The sequence below is a fragment of the Lacticaseibacillus mingshuiensis genome, assembly GCF_016861785.1.
GTDB classification, from domain to species: domain Bacteria; phylum Bacillota; class Bacilli; order Lactobacillales; family Lactobacillaceae; genus Lacticaseibacillus; species Lacticaseibacillus mingshuiensis.
In genome coordinates this window covers 43521-63766 of the sequence record NZ_BOLS01000005.1, presented here as the reverse complement: position 1 = coordinate 63766, position 20246 = coordinate 43521, and the positions used below count along the sequence as shown (strand labels likewise).

Genomic DNA, 20246 nt, shown 5'->3' with positions numbered 1-20246 from the left:
CACCTCCCAAAAATAGACGTGTTGCTTGTTCCATTAAAGCACACGCAATGCTACAGCAGTGTCGTGGGCCAAATGTCCGGATCCGAGCAGCTAAGGCTCCAATCACCTGGTCCTAAGTTCGGACCAGGCGCTTGGAACGCTTACCTGTCGGACCCAAAAACGACATTTGACCCACTTCCGTTAATGGGTGGGCGCCTGGGCATCAGGCGCCATAGAACTGAATTTGTTGTAGGATTTGACGAATAAGAGCTTCACCGTGCCGCGCGCACCGGACCGGTTTTTTTCCACGATCACTTCGACCGGCCCAACATTTTGCTCATCGTCTTCATGCGGCTTGCCTGCGTTATCGTCGCCTTCTTCGTCGCGGTAATAATCATCGCGGTACAAAAAGGCCACGATGTCCGCATCCTGCTCGATGGACCCAGATTCACGAATATCGGACAACACAGGGCGTTTGTCCTGGCGCTGTTCGACGCCACGGGAAAGCTGCGACAGCGCGATCACCGGCACGTGCAATTCCTTAGCCAGCTTCTTCAACTGCCGCGAGATCGCGGAGACTTCCTGCTGACGGTTCTCTTGGCCAGAGCCTTCAATCAGCTGCAGGTAATCGATGATCACCAGGCCGAGGTCATGTTCCTTGGCCAGGCGCAGGCATTGCGAGCGAATCTGGGCCATGCGCACGCCGGGGGTGTCATCGATGTAGATGCTCGCCTGGCTCAAGGACCCCATGGCGATCACCAAATGTGACCATTCATCTTGCGACAGTTGGCCGGTGCGCAGGTGGTTGGCGTCGATGCTGCCTTCCGCGCAAAGCATGCGGTTGACCAAGGACTCGGCGCCCATTTCCAAGCTAAACAGCGCGACTGTTTTCTCGGTTTTGGTCCCGACATTTTGCGCGATATTCAGCGCGAACGCGGTTTTCCCGACTGCGGGACGCGCCGCCAAGATCACCAATTCATCTTCGTGCAGCCCGGTCGTCAGCTTATCAAGCTCGTGAAAACCGGTTGGCAGTCCCGTGATCTCCTGCTTGTTTTGATACAGTTTGTCGATCTCGGCGACCGCGGAGTTGAGGACGTCTTTGATCGAGCGAAAACCGCCGCGCGTCCCCACATCGGCGACCTGCATCATTTGATTTTCGGCGTTTTCCACCAGCCCGGCCACATCGCTTTGGTCGTCATAACTCTGGCGGATGATCTTTTCGGCTGTCTGAATCAGCCGCCGCAACTGTGCCTTGTCCGCAATGATCTGCGCATAGTATTGCACATGGGCCGCAGTCGGCGTGGCATCGGCCAGCTCGAGCAAATACGGCACCCCGCCGATGTCCGTCAACTGATTGCGGGCCTCAAGATAGTCCTGCAAGGTGACCACATCGATGGCCGAGCCTTCCTCAGACAGCGCGGCCATCGCCGCAAAAATCAGCTGGTGGGCGCGCTTATAGAAGTCTTCGGGCTGAATCAGTTCAGCTGCATCGACCAGGGTCGCCGGGTCCAAAAAAATACCGCCGAGCACGGCCTGCTCCGCTTCTAGACTTTGTGGCATTTGCCGTTGAATCGGTTGATCGTCCATCTTTGTCGCTCCTCACCGTTTGCTGTGTCCTAACCAGTATAGAGTAAAACCAGGACAAACTAAAGCCGCCGAACTTGTCGCTGGAAAATAAAAAAAGCCACCTATCACCCGGGAAATAATGGGCGAAAACGGCGGCTTTGAATCAGGCAATTATTTTTGTTGGGTGATGTGCACGCGAATCGTGGCCGTCACACCTGGGTACAGGTCCACCGGCACATTGCGGTAGCCCAGCGCCCGAATCGGCTCCGGCAGATCGATCTTGCGCTTGTCGACCTTGATCTCGTACTGCTTTTCCAGCGCCGTGGCGATCTGTTTTGACGGAATCGAGCCAAACAACCGCGCGTCTTCGCCAGCCTTGGACTGAATCTGCACCACCGTGTTGTCGTCCTCGAGCCGTGTCTTGACGGCAACGGCTTCCGCTTTGGCGGCGGCTTCCTTTTTGGCCTCAAGCTTCTGCTGACCTTGCAGGGCACTCATGGCCTGCGAGGTCGCGGCCTTCGCCTTCCCATTTTTGATCAAAAAATTCTGCGCGTAGCCATCTGGGACCTCTTTGACTTCGCCGCGCTTGCCTTTTCCTCGAACATCTTGGGTAAAAATCACTTTCATGATGCTTGCACCTTTTCCTTTCGACTTAATTCTCCGCCTGCTCGTCGGCGATCGCCTCGCGCAGCATCGTCGTCACCTGAGTCACGGTCTTGCCATCGATCTGAGTGGCCGCATTACTCAAATGGCCGCCGCCGCCGAGCCTTTCCATGATCACTTGGACATTGATGTCGCCCAGCGAGCGCGCGGAGACGCCAATGCGATTATCCGGCCGCCGCGTTACCACGAAGCTGGCCTCAATACCGTTTAGCGACAGCAAGGTGTCGGCCGCCTGCGCCGCGATCACCGGATCATAAGGCTTGGTCTCTTCTCCTGTACATAATGCCATATTCGCCGTGATCATTTCAACGCTGTCGATCAAGTGATTCTTTTGAATGTACGCGTCGACATTTTCCTTCAATAGATTCTGCGTCAGCAGCGAATCCGCACCGTTTGAGCGCAGGTAGCTGGCCGCATCGAAGGTCCGCGTCCCGGTCCGCAGGGAAAAATTGCGGGTGTCCACGGTGATCCCGGCCAGCATCGCCGTTGCCTCCAGCTTATTGAGTCCCGCCACATTGGTCGGCTGGTACTCAAACATCTCGGCGATCAACTCGCAAGTCGAGCTCGCATAAGGCTCAATGTAGACCAGCATCGGGTTATCGGGGAACTCCTCGCCACGACGATGGTGATCGATGATGACGGTGCGGGCGGCGAGGCGGTCATAAAGGGCCGGCGCGCCGGTGATCGTCGGCTTACTGTGATCGACCATCACGAAGAGGCTCTGCCCGGTGGCCTGCGCCAGCGCGGCTTCCGGCGTGATAATGGCGTTGGCCGTATCCGGATCTTTGCCGATCAGCTGCATCAGGCGCTGGACATCCGAATGCAATTGGTCCGGCTCGATCACCACGTAACATTCCTTGCCATTCATTTGCGCGATGCGCCGAATCCCAAGTGCCGCGCCGACGGAATCCATGTCTGGCCGCTGGTGGCCGGTGACGAAGATCTTGTCAGTCTGTTTGAACAGCTCCTGCAGGGCGCCTGAGATCATTCTGGCCCGCACCCGGGTCCGTTTTTCCATCGGGTTGGTCTTGCCGCCGTAAAAGCGGGCCTGTTCATTTTTCGCCCGGACAACGACCTGATCGCCGCCGCGACCAAGCGCGAGGTCCAAGTTCGACTGCGAGGTCAGTGCCAGTTGGCCCAAGTCGGCCTCGCCATACGCGATCCCCACGGATAGGGTCAGCGGGAAGTTCTGCTTGGACGTCTCCTCGCGAATCACATCGAGAATGTGAAATTTATCCTTTTCCACCTTTTTTAAGGCGCGGACATAAGCAATCAGCAAAAAGCGGTCATCGCCGATGCGTTTGACGAACATCCCGAAGTTATTCGCCCAGTCTGTCAGCTGGTTGGTGACATAGCTGTTCAGCGTGGAGCGGGCCTGATCCTCCATGGTCTGGGTCAACTCGTCGTAATTATCCAAAAAGATCTGGCCGATCGCCACACGCTCCTCGGCCGCCTGGGCTTCGATCTGCGCATAGCGGGTGATATCCATTAAATAGACGACCCCGATGCTTTTTTGAATGATCATCTCGAATTCATGATCGCCCCAGTGGATCTTCTGGCGCTCATTGGACTGCTGCTTGCCGGCGACCAGTTCGCCCAGTGCCGGGTCGACCACCGACAGCGGTTGGCCAAGGAAGTCCTGGTCGCCGAAATATTGCTGAAGATAAGGGTTGGCCCATTCAATGTTCAGACGGTCGTCGTAGATCAAGATTCCGACCGGCATTTTGATCAGGGCCTCTTGTTCCCCTCGCTTAATGCGGTACGAGAGGTCAGAAATGTATTTATTGGTATTCGCGGTAATGGTCGCCAAGGCGTAAAAGACGGCTGCGACCAGCCCGATCAGAAAGAGTAAGAGCAAGACCGCCACCAGCGGGCGAATAAAAAAGGCGACGATCACGTCAAGCGCGGCCAAGACCAGCATGACAGCTGAGACGATCAGCAGTCGTTCATCTTCCAAAAATGCTGGCAGCTTGATGCGCGCAAATAGTTTTTTCATCATAACGCTCACTTTCGCTGAGTCTCAATTTAGGGAAACTTAAGTAATTCTACCATACTTGGCCAAGCCCTGCCCTTTGTCGGAATTTCAAACCAGGGTGCGCAGGTGCGCGGGATGGTGGGACAGCTAACTTGGCTCATGCGCTTGATGGCGGTCTTAGCCATCGAGTGCACGAGCCAGTTGGATGTTCCCACCATGCGCACCGGAGCCTGACTAGGCAGGGTGCGCAGCGGGGCGTTTAGGGGTGGGCAGCTAAGTCCATCAGACGGATGAGGCGTTTTTTGCCTCGTGTGGCTGATGGCTTAGATGGCCTACCCCTGCCCCACGAAGCCCATCTAGGGTGCGCAGTCCCCCGATCAGCCCAAATGAATCGACGGGCAGCGATCGATCACGACTGCCAAGGTCAAAAATTCCACATGTCGACATGATCATTTTGTTTTTAAATGACAAAATATAATTGTTAGTAGTGTTTATCAAAATTGGCTAATGGTCAGAATCGTCCAGAATGTTCATTAGCGATAAGATAATGAACAAATCAGTTGAGATCGTCAACACACTCGATCGAATCTCAAAATTATTTTTACGAATGTTGAACCGGAAAATTGCCATTTAAACCGTTGACGTATCCGTTTGCAGGCGTTATACTATTTTCGACACTGAGAGGCGTGGAGGAGCTGGCCACGAGTTCTCTCCCAGCGTCGGTCAGTCCGGCGGGAGACAACCCGCGACCCACCCCGAGCGACGCAATGACGGTTACCTGCAGTAAGGGGGTAACCCAAAGGGCTAAACGGACCCAGTGCTGAAAGGCACCGGAAAAATGTACCACCTGCATTTCAAACTGAATAAGTTCCCTAACACCGACGGGAGGAATCTCGAAAATGAAGAGGGAAAGGGATCCAACCTAAAATTTGGCAGGTCGGAGGAGACTTCGGCCTGTTTGCTGTGCAATGGATCAACTTGGTAACAGAATGACGCGGCCAAGTGCCGATCAATGCGATTCGAAAAGGCCTGAGCGTTTTTTTTGCTCAGGCCTTTTGCGTATTTTCCAACTTTCGGCGATGCCTCAAGGGCAGGTGGCGCTTGATAGAGACGCAGTTGCACTCAGCGCGCCTTGACCAAGGTCTCGCGGCCCAGCCATGCGACCGCCGCCGCCCCGATCAAGACGGCCGCGGTGAACAGCCCAAAGATCGCGGTAAATGAGACGCCGCTGGCCACCATCGCCCCTGTTGCCAGCGGGCCAACGATGCCACCCAGCCGACCGACCCCAGCCGCCATGCCGGAGCCGCTGCTGCGGATGCTGTCGGGATATTGTTCCGGCGAATACGCGTACAAGGCGCCCCATGCGCCCAAGTTGAAGAATGAAAGCAATGCGCCGGCTGTCAGTAGCATCGCTAGGTTGGCGGCGGCGCCAAATGCAAGTGCCGACAGCGCGGTGCCGGTCAAGAACACGATGAGGACCGGCTTACGGCCCCATTTTTCGATCAGCCAAGCGGCGACAAAATACCCAGGCAATTGGGCCAAGGTCATTAGCAAGGTGTAGCCAAAACTATGGATCAAGTCGTAGCCGCGCAGCACCATCACACTTGGCAGCCACAAGAACATACCATAATAGGAAAAGACGACCATGAACCAGACGATCCATAGCATGGCTGTTGCCCGCCGTAATTGCGGTTGCCATAGCGCGCGCAACGCACTGAAAAAGCTGCGGCGCTGCGGTTTTTCCGCTTCAAAGACCGGTGATTCGTTGATGCCGCCGCGGAAATACAAAGCGTACAGCGCCGTGCATCCCGTGATCAGGACACTCACACGCCAGCCCCAATGCGGAATGACAAAATAGGAGACCAGCGCAGCCAGCAGCCAGCCCACCGCCCAAAAACTTTCAAGCAGGACCACGCTGCGGCCGCGATGTTGCGGGGCCACGCTTTCCGACACCAGCGTCGAGGCGACCGGCAGTTCACCGCCGAGGCCAGCGCCGATGATGAACCGCAGTGCCATGAACATCACGTACCCATTTGCCAACGCCGACAGGGCCGAACCCATTGAAAAGACCAACAGGGTGATGATCAGCACGGCTTTGCGCCCGATGCGATCGGCCATCATCCCAAAGATGACGGCGCCGAGCGCCATCCCCAGCGAGGAGATACTGCCGATCAAGCCGCTTTGGGTCGCCGTCAGATGCCATTCAGGCGCGACCGCGGCCAAAATAAAGGACAACATCCCCACATCCATGGCGTCAAAGAGCCACGCCACCCCAACACCAGTGATCAAGCGCGCATGTTGCCACAACGAAGGCGCCGTTTTTGTTTCTTCCATGAGCCAATTTCCTCCAAGAAAAAAGAGGATGTCAAGACATCCTCCGAATTGGCTCTATTTTCTAGGAAATAAGGTGTCTTGTCAACCCTCTTCGTATAAATAACCCGCATTTCTCAGGGCTGTTTTGACCGCGGTCAACTGGGCCGGGGTGCTGTAGGCGATCGTGTGGAGATGGACCCCACCTGTCAGCTCAGATAACAGCTTGGCCGGATGCTGACGCAAATGGGCCATAAACAGCGTGATGTCGGTCTGCGTGCGAATCTGCAACTGGCCGCGCAGCTCACCATACACCGGATGATCCACCGCGACATCCAGCAGCGCGGCGCCCGTCGCCACGATCAGCGACATCTCGTCTTCCGTCTGGGCCGGGGTGTGGCGGCACACGATCACCGCCTGCTGCTCCCCGCTGGCCGTCCGCTCATACTGATAGCCTTGAGGGGTTGCAATGACCTGATCGCCGTGCGCGCGCATCAAAGCAATATCGCCGACCACCGTCTGCCGGCTGACGCCAAATCGCTTGGCAAAAGTCGTCGCCGAGATCGCCTCTGTTGCTTCACTCAAGGCAGCCTGAATCTGGGCGCGCCGCTCTGCATTCGTCAACATAAAACCAGCTCCTTTTCTACTTACGACATTGTGTTCTTTCAGTGTACCGCGCCCCGGCTGTCAAGACAACGACCGCAAAAAGACCCGAGCCAAAATTTCTGACTCAGGTCTTTTTTGGTGGAAATGAGGGGTGGCTTTTGGACGCAGATCCGGTGACCCGCGCATCGCCGCGCGCCGCACCCTAGTCCAGTTGGGCTCCGGTGCGCACAACGGGTACATCTAACTGTCTCGTGCACTCGAGGCAAAGGACGCCTCAAGCGCCCGAGCCAAGTTAGCTGACCCGCTGTCCCGCGCACCTTCGCACCCTATTCCTTTTCCGCCCGAAAATGCGGTTTCGCGGCTTCTTTGGCATAGGCGAGGCGGATCAGCTTGTCGATCTCGGTGACGACCAAGACGATGAAACCGATGGCGATCGCGATGCCCCATTCGCGCAGGGACATGCCGGAAGTGCCCATCACATTTTGCATGAACGGCACGTAGGTCAAAATCAGCTGCAGCACCATCATGAGGCCGATGATCGCATAGGCCATCGGGTTGGTGAAGAGCTGCTTGGAAAATGCCGGGGCCTTGGTGCGGATGTTGAACAGGTAGAAGATCTTCCCGAGAATGACGATGTTGACCATCATCGTGGAAGCGGTGGCCGCATCCACGATTCCGCGGCTGAGCAGGTAGTCATGGGCGATCAGGCCCAGGCCAGAGATCAGCACCGACACATAAACGAGTTGGAAAATATCGTGCTTGTTCATCATCCCGGCCGTGTTTGAGCGCGGCGGCCGTTCCATGATACCCGGTTCCGCCGGCTCAAAGATGAACGCAAACTGAATGGTGATCGCCGACACCATGTTGATCCACAGCATCTGCGGGGCATTCAGCGGCATGGCATCTTGGGTCAGGACGGTGAAGGCGATGATCAGCCCTTCGGCAAAACTGGTCGGAAGCAGGAACAACACACTCTTTTTCAAGTTGTCGTAAATGCGCCGGCCTTGGGCGATCGCTTTTTCCATCGTGGTGAATTTGTCATCCGTCAAAATAATATCGGCGGCATCCTTCGCCACATCAGTCCCAGACACGCCCATGGCAACGCCGACATCCGCTTTTTTCAGCGCCGGGGCGTCATTGACCCCATCGCCGACCATCGCGGTGACATTGCCGGCTTCTTGCAAGGCCGTCACGATCGCCAACTTGTCGGCTGGGGTCGTGCGCGCGAACACATCCGCAGTGGTCATTGCCTGAAAACGCGCGGCATCGTCCATTTGGGCCAGTTCGGTCCCTGTGACGACGCGCGGGCGCTTGGCGATGCCCAAAGTGGCGGCGATCGCGCTGGCTGTTTCCGGGTGGTCCCCGGTGATCATGACAACGCGCACGCCGGCCTTATGCATCTGCTTGATCGAGGCGATCACCTCGTCACGCGGCGGATCGATCAACGCGGCGATGCCCAGAAACTGCATCCCCTCTTCGCAAAGTGGCAAGGTGATCTCATCCACCTCGGAGCCGACGACTTTTTCCGCCACCGCGATGACACGCTGGCCGCCGCGAGACAATTTCGACGTCAGTGCCAAGTAAGCCTGTTCGTCAAAATGCGGATCCGCGTTTTTCGCCATCGGGAAGACCTTATCGGGGGACCCCTTCAGGTAGATCTTGCGCGTGCCATCCGGCAATTCGACCAACTTGGCCATGTAGCGATAATCCGAATCAAATGGCAAAAAATCGAGCTCTTCGCCGGCTGGGTCGGCGGAAAATCCCTTTTGGTAGGCCGTCATAAAGGCGCCATCAGTCGGCTCCCCGTTGATCTCATACACCCCATCGACCTCAGCCAGCGTGGTGTCGTTCGCCTGAAAGCCTGCGATCAGCAGTTCTTGCAGATCCGCCTGATCCGCTGGCGAGACCGCAGCCCCATCCAGCGTGAACTGGCCGGTCGGTGCATAACCGGTGCCGGTGACTGCATAATGATGCGCCGGCGTGATCACGTCGGTCATCGTCATTTCGTTTTTCGTCAGCGTCCCTGTTTTATCAGTGGCAATGACGTCAACGGAGCCCAAGGTCTCGGCGCCAGGCAACGTTTTGACAATGGTGTTGTTGTGCTTGGCCATGTTCTGCATGCCCATCGCCAGAACCACCGAAGTCGTTGCCGGAAGCCCTTCAGGCAGCGAACCGACGATCATCGTCACCACGGCCAGGGCCAGGGTGCCAACGGTGTAGCGACCGGTGAATAAGCCAAAAATAAAGAGTGCAACGGCAAACACGAGAATCCCAATGGAGATCCCTTTGCCAATGCCATCGAGTTCCTTCATTAATGGCGAACGTCCTTTGCGAACATCCGCCACGGCCTGGGAGATCTTCCCAAGCTCGGTGTGGATCCCGGTCGCCACCACGATGCCCATGCCGGAACCAGACGCGACCGCCGTCGAGGCAAACGCCATGTTCGACTGTTCGGCCAGCGGCACATCGCCTTCCAGCGGCTCGATCTGTTTTTCGACCGAGTTCGACTCGCCGGTCAGCGCCGATTCCATCATCGTCAGGTTATCGACATCAAACAGCCGCAGATCGGCCGGCACATTGTCCCCTGCTTCGAGGAAAACAACATCCCCCGTCACAAGGTCCGCGGTGTCGACATCGACGCGTTGGCCATCGCGATAAACCGTGGCGGTGTGCGCCAACATCTGTTTGATCTTCTCCAGCGCATTGCTGGCGTTGACCTCTTGAAAATAACCGATAAACGCGTTGATCACAATGACCAACGCAATAATGATCGTATCCGTCATGAGCCCCATAATGCTGGTCATAATGGCCGCCCCGATCAAAATATAAATGATCAGGTTGTTGAACTGGCGGATAAAAGTGACCCATTTAGGTGTGACGTGCGACTCCAACGCGTTTGGCCCATTTATTGCCAAGCGCTTCTTTGCGTCTTCGCTGCTCAATCCTGCTTCTAGATCGGGCACGTGCAATTCCTGTTGGATCGTCGGGACATCTACATGGGTCAGCGACCTATGTTCACCGGGATCGTCCATAAATCATCATCCTTTTTGTCAATATGAATTTGGCTCTCGCCATATGGTTGAACATAACTAATTTTATAGTAACCAAGCGCCGCACGCAACCAGTCTTGCGCCCCATAGTCGGGCTCCGCACCCTTTTCCATAGTCGGGCTTCGCGGGGCAGGAGTGGGACATCTATGCCATCAGCCGCATGAGGCAAGAAACGCCTCACACGTCAGATGGACTTAGCTGCCCGCCCCTATGCGCCCCGCTCCGCACCCTTTTTTGATGCGGTTGCGCTTTCAAGCCGGTTTGGGTATGGTTGAGTTAACGATCTGACTGAAAGAAGGCGGCCTATGTCCCGCAGCCAACGTTTTCACCTGAGTGCGGCTCAGGCGATTCTGCTCAGCTTTGCCTTGATGATTCTGGTGGGCGCATTGCTCCTCACCCTGCCGATGGCCAGCCAAAACGGCCGTAGCATCGGCTTTCTTGATGCGCTTTTCACTGCAGTGTCGGCCGGCTGTGTCACGGGGCTGGTGGTGGTCAATACGATGCAGCACTGGACGCTTTTTGGCCAGCTAGTGATCCTGCTGTTGATTCAGTTCGGCGGCATCGGCTTCATCACCGTGGTCACCGGTGCGGTCACCTTATTTCGGCGCCGCATCGGCCTCCGCCAGCGCCTGGTCGTGCAGGCCATGTTTGCGCAAAACGACCTCGCCGGCATGGGCAAATTGACCCTGTCCGTGATGAAGTACACCGCCGCCATCGAAGGCGTGGGCGCGCTTTTCATGACCGCGGGCTTCCTGCAAGCCGACCGGGGCTATGACGTCGGCGAGGCGCTGTGGTACGGCATTTTCCACGCGGTCTCCGCATTTTGCAACGCCGGCTTTGATATCGTTGGCCTCAACAGCCTGGAGGTCTTCCGCACCGATCCGCTGCTCAACTGGACGATCATGTGCCTGATCGTGCTGGGCGGGCTCGGCTTCACGGTCCTGCATGAGCTCAGCCATTTTCTCACGACCCGCAAGCCGCGCAAGCGTGCGCTGCGGCGTCTGTCGCTTCAGGCAAAATTGGTCCTGCTTTCAAGCGGCCTCCTGCTCATTGGCGGCGCCGTGCTCTTTGCGGCGCTAGAATGGAATCGCCCCAGTCTCGCAGGCCTGTCCGCACCGCAAAAATGGCTGGCGAGTGCCTTTGAATCCGTGACACTGCGAACGGCCGGGTTTGCCACCACCGCCCAAGACCAACTGGGCGACCTCAGCAAGCTCGCTGCCTCGGCCTTCATGTTTATCGGGGGTTCGCCAGCCGGGACCGCCGGCGGGATCAAGACCATCAGCGTTGCCTTGCTTGTCGGCAGTGCCTGGGCGGCGATGCGCGGTCAAAATGGCCTGGTGCTGTTTGGCCGGCGCATTCCCCAAGCGGCGTTGAACAAGGCGCTGGCGATCACCTGCACCATGATGGCGATCGTGGTCTGCGCCACGCTCGCGCTGCACTTCACCGAGGTCGGCAACGCGTTTCACCCCAAAGCCTTGGACCTCTTGTTTGAAACGACCAGCGCCGCCGGGACAGTGGGCCTCACGACTGGCATGACGCCCTATCTGTCCGCCGCGGGCAAGGGCATCATTGCCCTGTGTATGTTCATTGGGCGCCTGTCGCCGCTCACGTTGGCGGTCGCCTTGGCCACCCGCCAGACCAGCCCCTCCGCGCAACTCGATTATCCCGAAGAAGATCTGATTCTAGGTTAGGAGTGTCTCATATGAAAAATATGCCACATAGTTTTGCCGTCTTTGGCCTTGGCCGCTTTGGCACTAGCCTCGTGTCGCATCTCGCCCAGGCAGATGTCGAGATCTTGGCCGTCGACCGCGAAATGGCCCGCGTCAACACAGTCGTCGATCAAGTGGACCGCTGCGTCACCGGTGATGCCAGCGATGAGGCCTTACTGAAAAAATTGGATATCGCCCAATTCGACGTCGTGGTATTTGCCATGGGCGAGGAATTCGAAAGCAGCGTGATGGCCACCATGATCGCCAAGGAACTCGGGGCCCCGCATGTGGTCGTCAAGGCGCTGGCACCTCGGCAAGCCGCGATTCTGCGCCGCGTTGGGGCCGATCAAGTGGTCCTGCCTGAAGTCGAAATTGGGGCCAAGGTCGCCCAGCAACTGGTGGATCCAAACGTCCTCGATGTCCTGGACCGCGCCGGCGTCACGATCTCCGAGCAGCACCCCGACGAGGCCTGGGTCGGGAAAAATATCATCGAGGCAGACCTTCGCAACCGCGCCGGACTGAATGTACTGGCGGTGGTGCGCAACGGCGCAGTCCAAGTGCCGGTCGATGTCGACCAGCCGCTGCAAGCCAGCGATATTCTGATCACCTTGGCCGCAAGCAAAACAGAATGAAATGCAATTGGCGACTCGCTGATCAGCGGGTCCCTTTTTTGCATCCAAGCTGTTGCCCCTTTCCCCGCCGGCGTACAATAAACGCGAGACCACTGATAGAAAGAAGCGACAATGATGACAGTTTTTCCAACAGATTTTCTCTGGGGCGGCGCGATCGCCGCAAACCAGGCAGAAGGCGCGTGGCAAACTGATGGGAAGGGCCCGTCGATCGCCGATGTGACCACCCACGGCATCGGCAAAAGTGAGCACGACAAGGCCGTGGTGCCGGGCCATTACTATCCAAATCACGAGGCGATCGATTTTTACCACCGCTATGCGACGGATCTGACGCTCATGGCCGGCATGGGGTTCAACTGTTTTCGGACCTCGATCGCCTGGAGTCGCCTCTATCCAACCGGCGAGGAAGACACCCCCAACGAGGCGGGGTTGGCGTATTATGATCGGCTCTTTGCGAAAATGCATGAGTTGGGCATGACCCCGATCGTCACGATCTCGCATTATGAGACCCCACTGGCGCTCCATGATAAGTATGGGGGTTGGACCAGCAAGAAACTGATTCCGCTGTATGAAAAGTTTTGTCGCACGATTTTCACCCGCTATGGCCATGTGGTGCCTTACTGGATGACGTTCAACGAAATGAACAACACGCATACGATCTGGTACGCGGCCGCCGCGATCGACTTGGCCGATGACCCGGACGAACGCGTGCGGCAGACCTTCCAGGCGGAGCATAACATGTACGTCGCCAACGCGAAGGCCGTCCAGCTCGCCAAGCAGCTCATGCCATAAGCACATATGGGCATCATGTTGTCGCTCAGCCAGGCCGCGGTCTATCCGGCCACCTGTGCGCCGGCCGATGTCTTCGGGGCGATGCAGATGCAGCGGCGTACCTGGGTGTCCGCTGACGTGCAGCTCAAGGGTCATTACCCCGCCTTTGTCACCCGCATTTTGCGCGACCATCACGCGACCTTGGATGTGACCGACGACGAGCTGGCCCTGATCGCGGAAAACACCTCCGAATTTCTCGGCTTCAGTTATTACCGCTCCTCGACCTACAAAGCCGGCATGGGGCTGTATGGTGATACAGGCGGCGTCAAGGGTGCACCCAATCCGTATCTCGAAGCCACGGACTGGGGCTGGCAGATCGACCCGCTTGGCCTGCGCTGGATGTGCAATTTGGTCCAGGACCGCTATGGCTGCCCCATGATGGTCGTTGAAAATGGGCTGGGCATGAAGGATACCGTGGCCCCGGATGGCCGCATTCACGATCCCGCGCGCAGTGATTATCTGATCAAACATCTTCAGGCGTTGGGCGAGGCGATCAAGGACGGCTGCAACGTGATCGGCTACACCTGGTGGGGCCCGATCGACATCGTGTCCGCCGGCGACGGCCAAATGTCCAAGCGTTATGGCTTTATTTATGTCGACAAGGATGACGCCGGTAACGGCACCTTGGCCCGAGCGAAAAAAGATAGTTTTGACACGTATCAACATATCATTGAGACCAATGGCGAGTGTTTATTTGAGGAGGCCCAGTCATGATCAAGATCAGTCCCATTACCGATGCTCAAAAACCGGCAAGCCTGGCGTTGATCACCGCCGCATTTCTGACCGCCGCACACGCAGATGGCAACGAAGCCGCGCTTGTCGCTGCGCTGCGTCAAAGTCCGACCTATCATCCCGATTATGATGTCGTGGCGACTGGAGAAGACGGGACGTTGCTGGGCCACGCCTTGCTGAGTCAAGCCCAGGTGGTCGCGAACACTGGCACGCAACGGCCTGTGTTTGTGCTGGCCCCGCTGGCCGTTGCCCCTGCCCATCAAAACGAAGGTGTCGGGGCGGCCTTGATCAGCTATCTGCAAATGCAGGCCGGCGAAGATGAACGCCGCGCGCTTTCTGTTTTGGGTGACCCCGCATATTACGGTCGCTTTGGCTTTGGCCCTGCCGCCGACTATGGCATCACGGCGCCGTTTGACGTGGCCGCAGCGAACTTCATGATCAAGGAGATTCGACGCGGCGGCCTGACAGATGTTCATGGGCAGTTACGCTACGATCCGGCGTTTGGCCTGTAATAAGTTTCACGTGAAACTAAAGGAGGAATCGACATGGCTTTGATGCAACTCGATTATTACTCATCCGCGCTACAAATGAGTACCTTGGTCAACATCATCGTGCCCGACGAGATTCGCATCGCCGGCAAACCGCTCAGCGAGACGCCGGTGCTCTGGATGCTGCATGGCTTATCAGATGATGGCAGTGCGCCACTGCGCCTATCCAAACTGGAGCTTTACGCCCAGGAAACTGGGCTGGTCGTTGTGATGCCAAGTGCCGGGCGGAGTTTTTACCTCGACGATATTCACGGGCAAAATTACTTCACCCTCGTCAGTGAGGAGTTGCCGCACTACCTTCACCTACTACTTGGACTCTCCAATGAGAAGGCGCTCAATCATATTGCCGGGATCTCCATGGGCGGCTACGGGGCGGCCCGCATCGCCCTCACCCATCCAGAGCGTTACAGCCACGTGGACCTGCTGTCAGGCGTTCTCGACACCAGCCTGCGCGCAAATCAGGTTTCCGCAGAACAACAACACGAGTTCCCGTTCCTCTACGGTGACGCCGCCCGCCTGACTGGAGAATTGAATCCACTGTCTTTGCTCGAAAATGCGCAGGGGCAAAGCTTAACGATTCATGTCTTTTGCGGGACGAGTGATGGCCTGTTGCCGATGAGCCAGAACTTTGTCTCACGCGGCCGCCAGCTTGGTCTTGAGATCACCGGTTCCTTCAGCGAAGGCGATCACGAATGGCGGTTCTGGGATCGATCGCTTGACACGTTTACGCATGAGTTATGAGACACGTTTTTCAATTGGGATAAACGTTGGTAAAGGGAGGTCTTATTTTGTTTTCATATTCGATCAACGATCAATTGAAGTTGGCTTTGCCTCGGCCACTGATCGACGCGTCTGCCTTGTCCACTTTGATCGATGCGGATCGCGACGAACTGGGGCGCTGGTTGCCGTGGGTGGACACCTTACGCTCACCACAAGATGAGACCGCCTTTCTCCAATCGGTGCTCAGCCATTTTGCCCAAGGGACATCGCTCAACACCGTGATCTGGGTCGGCAACGCCCCGGCCGGCATGATCAGTTTCAATGGCTTTCATGAGCTGAGCCAAAGCGCCGATATCGGCTATTGGCTCGGCCGCCAATTCCGGGGGCGCGGTGTGATGACCCAAGCCGTCCGTGGCCTTTGTCGGTTGGGCTTTGATGAGTACGCGCTCAACAAGATCACCATCGAGGCGGCAGTCGACAACCACACCAGCAATGCGGTTGCTGAGCATGCTGGGTTTCACCTGGATGGCACGCTGCGGGCAAATGAGCTTCTGGCAGACGGGGCACATGATGGCCACGTCTGGTCCCTCCTCAAGTCGGAATTTTAAGGCAATAAAAATAGGCATTGGTCGTCAGCGGCGGCCAGTGCCTATTTTTATTTGCGATGAATAATATTTCCGACCGTCGACTTCGAGATGCTGAGAAGCTTGGCGATCTGGCGATACGTCAGCCCCTGCTCATGAAGCGTGATGGCTTGGCGCTGAACGGCGACTGGCAATCCACGGCCGTATGGATCTTCGGTCTCTGCGACTAGCGGCGTGAACGTCAGCACACAAGCGGTGCCGTCTGCCTGCTTCGCCACCCGGGTCGCCTCTACTCGGCTGTATGTCAGCCACATGCGCTGCAGATCGGTCGTCCATGCAGGCAGCAACAACAAGTTATCTGTCTCCAAAAACTCGCCTGCCTCATTGAGGACCGTGTAGCGTTTCACTTCTCCTGCCATGGCCATCCCTCACTTTCTTCTCCCTCCATTGTAGCGCATTCAACACCACAACAGAGATAGGAAAAGAAAAAGGGTGCGGAGGCCCGCGGGATGGTGGGGCAGCGAACTTGGCTTGCGCGCTTGGTGGCGCACTGGGCCACCGAGTGCACAAGACAGTTAGATGTCCCCACCATGCGGCCCGAAGCCCAACTGAAAAGGGTGCGTAGCCGAGCGCTTAGGGGTGGGCAGTTAGCTCGGCCTGGGTGCTTGATGGCGCCCCCTGCCAGCGAGTGCCTAGGTCAGCTAAATGCCCCACCCCTGCTCGGCGAAGCCCAACTGCAAAAGGGTGCGGAGGCCCGCGGGATGCACGAAGAAAAGATTAAACGCTACGCCGCCGAAAACTCAGATAAGCCAGCACGCCAAACAGCAAGGTGTAAACAACCGACCCAGTCAGCATCTGCGGTGTGCTCAACAGCGTCGCTTTCGCATAGGATGGCGACAGGATCTGGGTCTCAGTCAACATGAACGTCAACGGATTCCATTTGACCCAGTGCCACTGGGCGATCGCGGCCAAAAGCGTCACCGAGGCCACATACGCGACCAAATAGCCGATGAAGCCCGCGGCGATCGCGGCGGCATTGGTTTTCAAGATCGTCGAGACCAACAGAACGAAACTCAAGATCAGCAGCATCGTCAGCAGGTTCCCCGCCTGCGCCAGCCAATAGGCATTCATGAATGGCTGTTTTTCATACGTCCCCATCAAGTCGACCTTCGCGTTCAGGGCCGGTGTGACCAGCGTCATGCCAAAGCCAACCACGATCGCCACCGCCTTGAGCACCAATGCCTGAATCAACAAGGCGCAGACCTTGGACACGAAAACTTGGCTGCGGTAATACTGCCGGTACAACAACTGTTTGATCGTCCCATATTGGAATTCACTTGAGATAATACCGGCGGTGCTGGCGATCATCACAAAAATCAATAGACTGTTGCCGCCATAGTTGCCGATCATCGAATCAGGGACCGACATGAGCTCGGCTGCTTTGGCCACGACCAACGCCCACGCGATCTGGAACAAGACCACAACGCCCAAGCCGACCCACGTGCCTTTGCGGTGAGCCAGCTTATATAACTCTTGACCGATCAATGTTTTCATTTGTGGCTTGCCTCTTTTCCGTCGCCTGCGACCATATCCAAAAACGAGGTCTCAAGATCGCGATGGACGTGTTCGATCGATCTGATCTGAATACTACGCCCAACCAGTGCCGCCAGCGCCGTATTTAACACATCCGGCCCAGTCTCGCGCAGAATCAGCCCCGCTGGCGTGCGGCTCACCGTCACATCAGCCACGGCCAACGCCGCCACGGCCGCTTCATCGTCTGCGGTCGCAATGCGGTAAACCGCCCCACCTGCGTCAGCCAGCGCCGCCATACTACTTTCCTGCACGATATGCCCGTGATTGAGGACCAGCACATCATCCGCCACTTTTTCAAGCTCGCTCAAGATGTGACTGGAGATCAAGAAACTCGTGCCATCAGCCGCCCGCTTGCGAATGATATCACGCAGGTCCTTGACCGCCTGCGGATCCAGGCCATTCATAGGCTCATCCAAGATCACAAGTTTTGGATGGTCGACCAGCGCTTGGGCGATTCCCAATTTTTGTTTCATCCCCAGAGAGTAGCTCTTGGCGCTGACGTTGATGTATTTGGTCATCCCCAACGCCTCAACGATGCTGGTGATATTTTGCGCGCGGTGATGCCTGGCCGCATAAAGTTCCAAATGCTGTCGACCGGTCAAAAATGGGTAGATGCCCGGATATTCGATCAAGGCGCCCACGTCTTTGAGTGCCTGGTGACTGGTGATCGAGACCGGCTTATCCCCGATCGTGATCGTCCCGCCATCTGTTGGAATGAGGCCCAACACCGCCTTCATGATCGTACTTTTTCCTGCGCCGTTTGGCCCGACCAAGCCCACAACATGGCCTTCCCCCAGGGCAAAATCGACCCCATGTAGCACCTGATGTCCGCCAAATGACTTATTCAAGTCTTGAACTGTCAAAATAGCCGTCGTGCCCACCTCCTCTTTCATCTTTGCTCAGAATACCATACCGTCAAAGCTTTGCCATCATGTGACAATAATGGAAGAAAAAAGAATCCCGCATTTGCAGGATCCTCAGTTTATGGTTTCACGTGAAACATATCCCGTGCTGTCCGTTGCGCTCGCAGGTAGCGTAGCCAATTCAGTCCGACGATCAGTAGCATTCCCATCACTGGAAAATACGCGATCAACTCCCCCAACAGCCGGCTCGGCCAGAAATGATAATTCAGCGGCGTCGCCCACAGCACCTTACCTTGCAACTGCCGCTTCTTGATCGGGCCGAACCACCGCGAATCCGCGGAGCTCGGCCGATTGTCACCGAGCACAAAGTAACTGTTTTTCGTCAAAAAATTGCTGTGGAGGAAATGGGCACTGCTGAACTGGGCCCCGCCATTTGGCACCGCATCATATGGGTACTTCAAGTTATTCATATGATAATAAACATACGGTTCGCTCAGCGGTTCGGCATTAATGTAGACGACCCGGCGACTGATGCCGACCAGGTCTCCCGGCATCCCGATCAGCCGCTTGACCAACAGCGTGCCGGGTGCCGCACCAGGCAAGGCGCGCTCGTTTTTGATCACCACGATGTCCTTGCGATGATAGCCCAAATGCAGGGCATCGACGGTGCGTTGCCGCGCCACCACGAGAATCTGGCCATCATGAAGGGTCGGGCTCATCGAAGTCCCATTGGTATAATCCAGGCGAAACCCAAGGTCAAATAGCATCGTCAGCGCGATCAGTCCGCCGAGCAGCCAGGTCAGGCCACGCAGTTTGCTTTTTGCCAAGTGTCTCGCCTCGCTTTCTCAGTGCAACACTACCAAAGATGCAGACCGTTTGCATCTAACTTGTCTTCTTTGTCACAACGATCGGCGTGGCCCACTCATGCCAGCGGTCGTTGCGCGGCCAGGAGTCCGTCCTCATCCAGGGCAAAACGCCAGGTCAGCGTATTTCCCGCCCGGTCCTGAGTCGCAAGTGGGGCAAGTTGCAACCGCCCTTTTTCAAAGGTATAGGAAAAACGAAACTGCGACGCCACCGCGCCGGTTGAGAACTTGATTGTCAGCGTCTTGCTCGTCAGCCGGTACGTGCCCTCCCAGCCTGGGGAGCCCGCGCCCAGCGCCGTCACGCGGACATGCTGGCCATCGCTGAACACGCCCAGGCGGGTATTATCGGCCACCGTGTTTTGCGGCGCACGATCCTGATCCATGGCCGTGTTGATCGATTCGCCGTTGTAGCGGGTCGGGCCGATCGAAAAGCCCCGGCCCCACAGCGCCTGTTTCAAGAGCGCGCGGTCATTGGTCTGCTGCAGATAGGCCACCTGGGTCGATTTGTCCTGCTTGATCAACCCGATTGTCCCCTTGTCATCGCGGGTCAGAAAATAGTGTGCCCCATTTTTCAGCGTGAGTCGCGTATTCACCTTGATCGTCCGGCGCTTGCCATCAACTTGAACCTGCAGCGTTTTGGTGGCCACATTTGCCACCGTACCGGCATGCGGCGTTAGGTCCAGCAAAGTGGTGGCGTCTTTTGACGTGGCCGGCGAGCTGGCGTGATGCGGCGTGGCTGTCGTCAGCGTGACCCGCCCCTCGTTTTTCGCGTGAATGAAAATTTCCAGTGGCGCGCTGGTCGCATCAGGGCGCAAAAAGGTCATCTCTGAGGCCAGCGTCACCGCATAAGGCGCGTCGATCTGTTTCTGCCGACCAGATTCAGAGGCGCGACTCACCTGCTTCGTGCCGGCCGAATGTGCGAGGCCGCGCGCGACCAGCCAGCCGCCGCCACTGATCAGTAGTGCCAAAATGGCCAGTGCCACTGCCACCCGGCCCCATCTGACTTTGCGTTTCATCGCGCCCCT

The 20246-nt window shown here is 57.0% G+C and carries 16 protein-coding genes and 1 pseudogene; 6 read left to right on the top strand and 11 right to left on the bottom strand.

What is annotated here, in order from left to right; translation table 11 throughout:
- Positions 1 to 180 precede the first annotated feature (180 nt).
- The 6 genes from dnaB to JUE67_RS04350 all read right to left on the bottom strand — a co-directional run bounded on the left by dnaB (position 181) and on the right by JUE67_RS04350 (position 10131).
- On the bottom strand, positions 181 to 1566 hold the full coding sequence (gene dnaB, locus JUE67_RS04375) for a replicative DNA helicase (protein ID WP_203626767.1): 1386 nt from the start codon (positions 1564 to 1566) through the stop codon (positions 181 to 183).
- Between the two features lie 150 nt (positions 1567 to 1716).
- Complete coding sequence (gene rplI / locus JUE67_RS04370) at positions 1717 to 2172, bottom strand: 50S ribosomal protein L9 (protein WP_203626768.1); 456 nt, start codon at positions 2170 to 2172, stop codon at positions 1717 to 1719.
- Positions 2173 to 2197: 25 nt separating this feature from the next.
- On the bottom strand, positions 2198 to 4204 hold the full coding sequence (locus JUE67_RS04365) for a DHH family phosphoesterase (protein ID WP_203626769.1): 2007 nt from the start codon (positions 4202 to 4204) through the stop codon (positions 2198 to 2200).
- Between the two features lie 1101 nt (positions 4205 to 5305).
- Positions 5306 to 6517 carry an MFS transporter gene (locus JUE67_RS04360; RefSeq protein ID WP_203626770.1) on the bottom strand — a complete coding sequence of 404 codons (1212 nt, stop codon included), beginning with the start codon at positions 6515 to 6517 and terminating at the stop codon, positions 5306 to 5308.
- A gap of 81 nt (positions 6518 to 6598) precedes the next feature.
- Complete coding sequence (locus tag JUE67_RS04355; protein WP_203626815.1) at positions 6599 to 7117, bottom strand: transcription repressor NadR; 519 nt, start codon at positions 7115 to 7117, stop codon at positions 6599 to 6601.
- A gap of 308 nt (positions 7118 to 7425) precedes the next feature.
- Positions 7426 to 10131, bottom strand: coding sequence for an HAD-IC family P-type ATPase (locus JUE67_RS04350; protein WP_203626771.1), 2706 nt, complete (start codon positions 10129 to 10131; stop codon positions 7426 to 7428).
- 323 nt (positions 10132 to 10454) lie between these two features.
- Here JUE67_RS04350 and JUE67_RS04345 point away from each other — a divergent pair, with 323 nt between their 5' ends.
- The 6 genes and pseudogenes from JUE67_RS04345 (at position 10455) to JUE67_RS04320 (ending at position 15926) form a co-directional block, all read left to right on the top strand.
- A complete protein-coding gene (locus JUE67_RS04345; protein ID WP_203626772.1) occupies positions 10455 to 11840 on the top strand; it encodes a TrkH family potassium uptake protein in 1386 nt (461 codons plus the stop codon).
- An 11-nt stretch (positions 11841 to 11851) separates the two neighbouring features.
- On the top strand, positions 11852 to 12490 hold the full coding sequence (locus JUE67_RS04340; RefSeq protein WP_203626773.1) for a potassium channel family protein: 639 nt from the start codon (positions 11852 to 11854) through the stop codon (positions 12488 to 12490).
- 111 nt (positions 12491 to 12601) lie between these two features.
- Positions 12602 to 14032: pseudogene (locus JUE67_RS04335) on the top strand (glycoside hydrolase family 1 protein).
- A complete protein-coding gene (locus JUE67_RS04330; RefSeq protein ID WP_203626774.1) occupies positions 14029 to 14562 on the top strand; it encodes a GNAT family N-acetyltransferase in 534 nt (177 codons plus the stop codon). Before JUE67_RS04335 ends, JUE67_RS04330 begins: the two are co-directional and overlap by 4 nt.
- A 33-nt stretch (positions 14563 to 14595) precedes the next feature.
- Complete coding sequence (locus JUE67_RS04325; RefSeq protein ID WP_203626775.1) at positions 14596 to 15339, top strand: alpha/beta hydrolase; 744 nt, start codon at positions 14596 to 14598, stop codon at positions 15337 to 15339.
- A 47-nt stretch (positions 15340 to 15386) separates the two neighbouring features.
- Entirely contained in the window at positions 15387 to 15926 is a 540-nt protein-coding gene (locus JUE67_RS04320) for a GNAT family N-acetyltransferase (RefSeq protein ID WP_203626776.1), read from the top strand.
- 47 nt (positions 15927 to 15973) lie between these two features.
- On the opposite strand, the gene JUE67_RS04315 is transcribed toward JUE67_RS04320, so the two are convergent.
- The 5 genes from JUE67_RS04315 to JUE67_RS04295 form a co-directional block, all read right to left on the bottom strand.
- Positions 15974 to 16321: an RNA polymerase sigma factor gene (locus JUE67_RS04315; protein ID WP_203626777.1), complete on the bottom strand. Its 348-nt coding sequence runs from the start codon at positions 16319 to 16321 to the stop codon at positions 15974 to 15976.
- A gap of 358 nt (positions 16322 to 16679) precedes the next feature.
- On the bottom strand, positions 16680 to 17456 hold the full coding sequence (locus JUE67_RS04310) for an ABC transporter permease (protein ID WP_203626778.1): 777 nt from the start codon (positions 17454 to 17456) through the stop codon (positions 16680 to 16682).
- Entirely contained in the window at positions 17453 to 18388 is a 936-nt protein-coding gene (locus JUE67_RS04305) for an ABC transporter ATP-binding protein (RefSeq protein ID WP_203626779.1), read from the bottom strand. Before JUE67_RS04305 ends, JUE67_RS04310 begins: the two co-directional genes overlap by 4 nt.
- Before the next feature lie 89 nt (positions 18389 to 18477).
- A complete protein-coding gene (gene lepB, locus JUE67_RS04300) occupies positions 18478 to 19185 on the bottom strand; it encodes a signal peptidase I (protein WP_203626780.1) in 708 nt (235 codons plus the stop codon).
- A 95-nt stretch (positions 19186 to 19280) separates the two neighbouring features.
- On the bottom strand, positions 19281 to 20237 hold the full coding sequence (locus JUE67_RS04295; RefSeq protein WP_203626781.1) for a hypothetical protein: 957 nt from the start codon (positions 20235 to 20237) through the stop codon (positions 19281 to 19283).
- Positions 20238 to 20246: the final 9 nt, after the last annotated feature.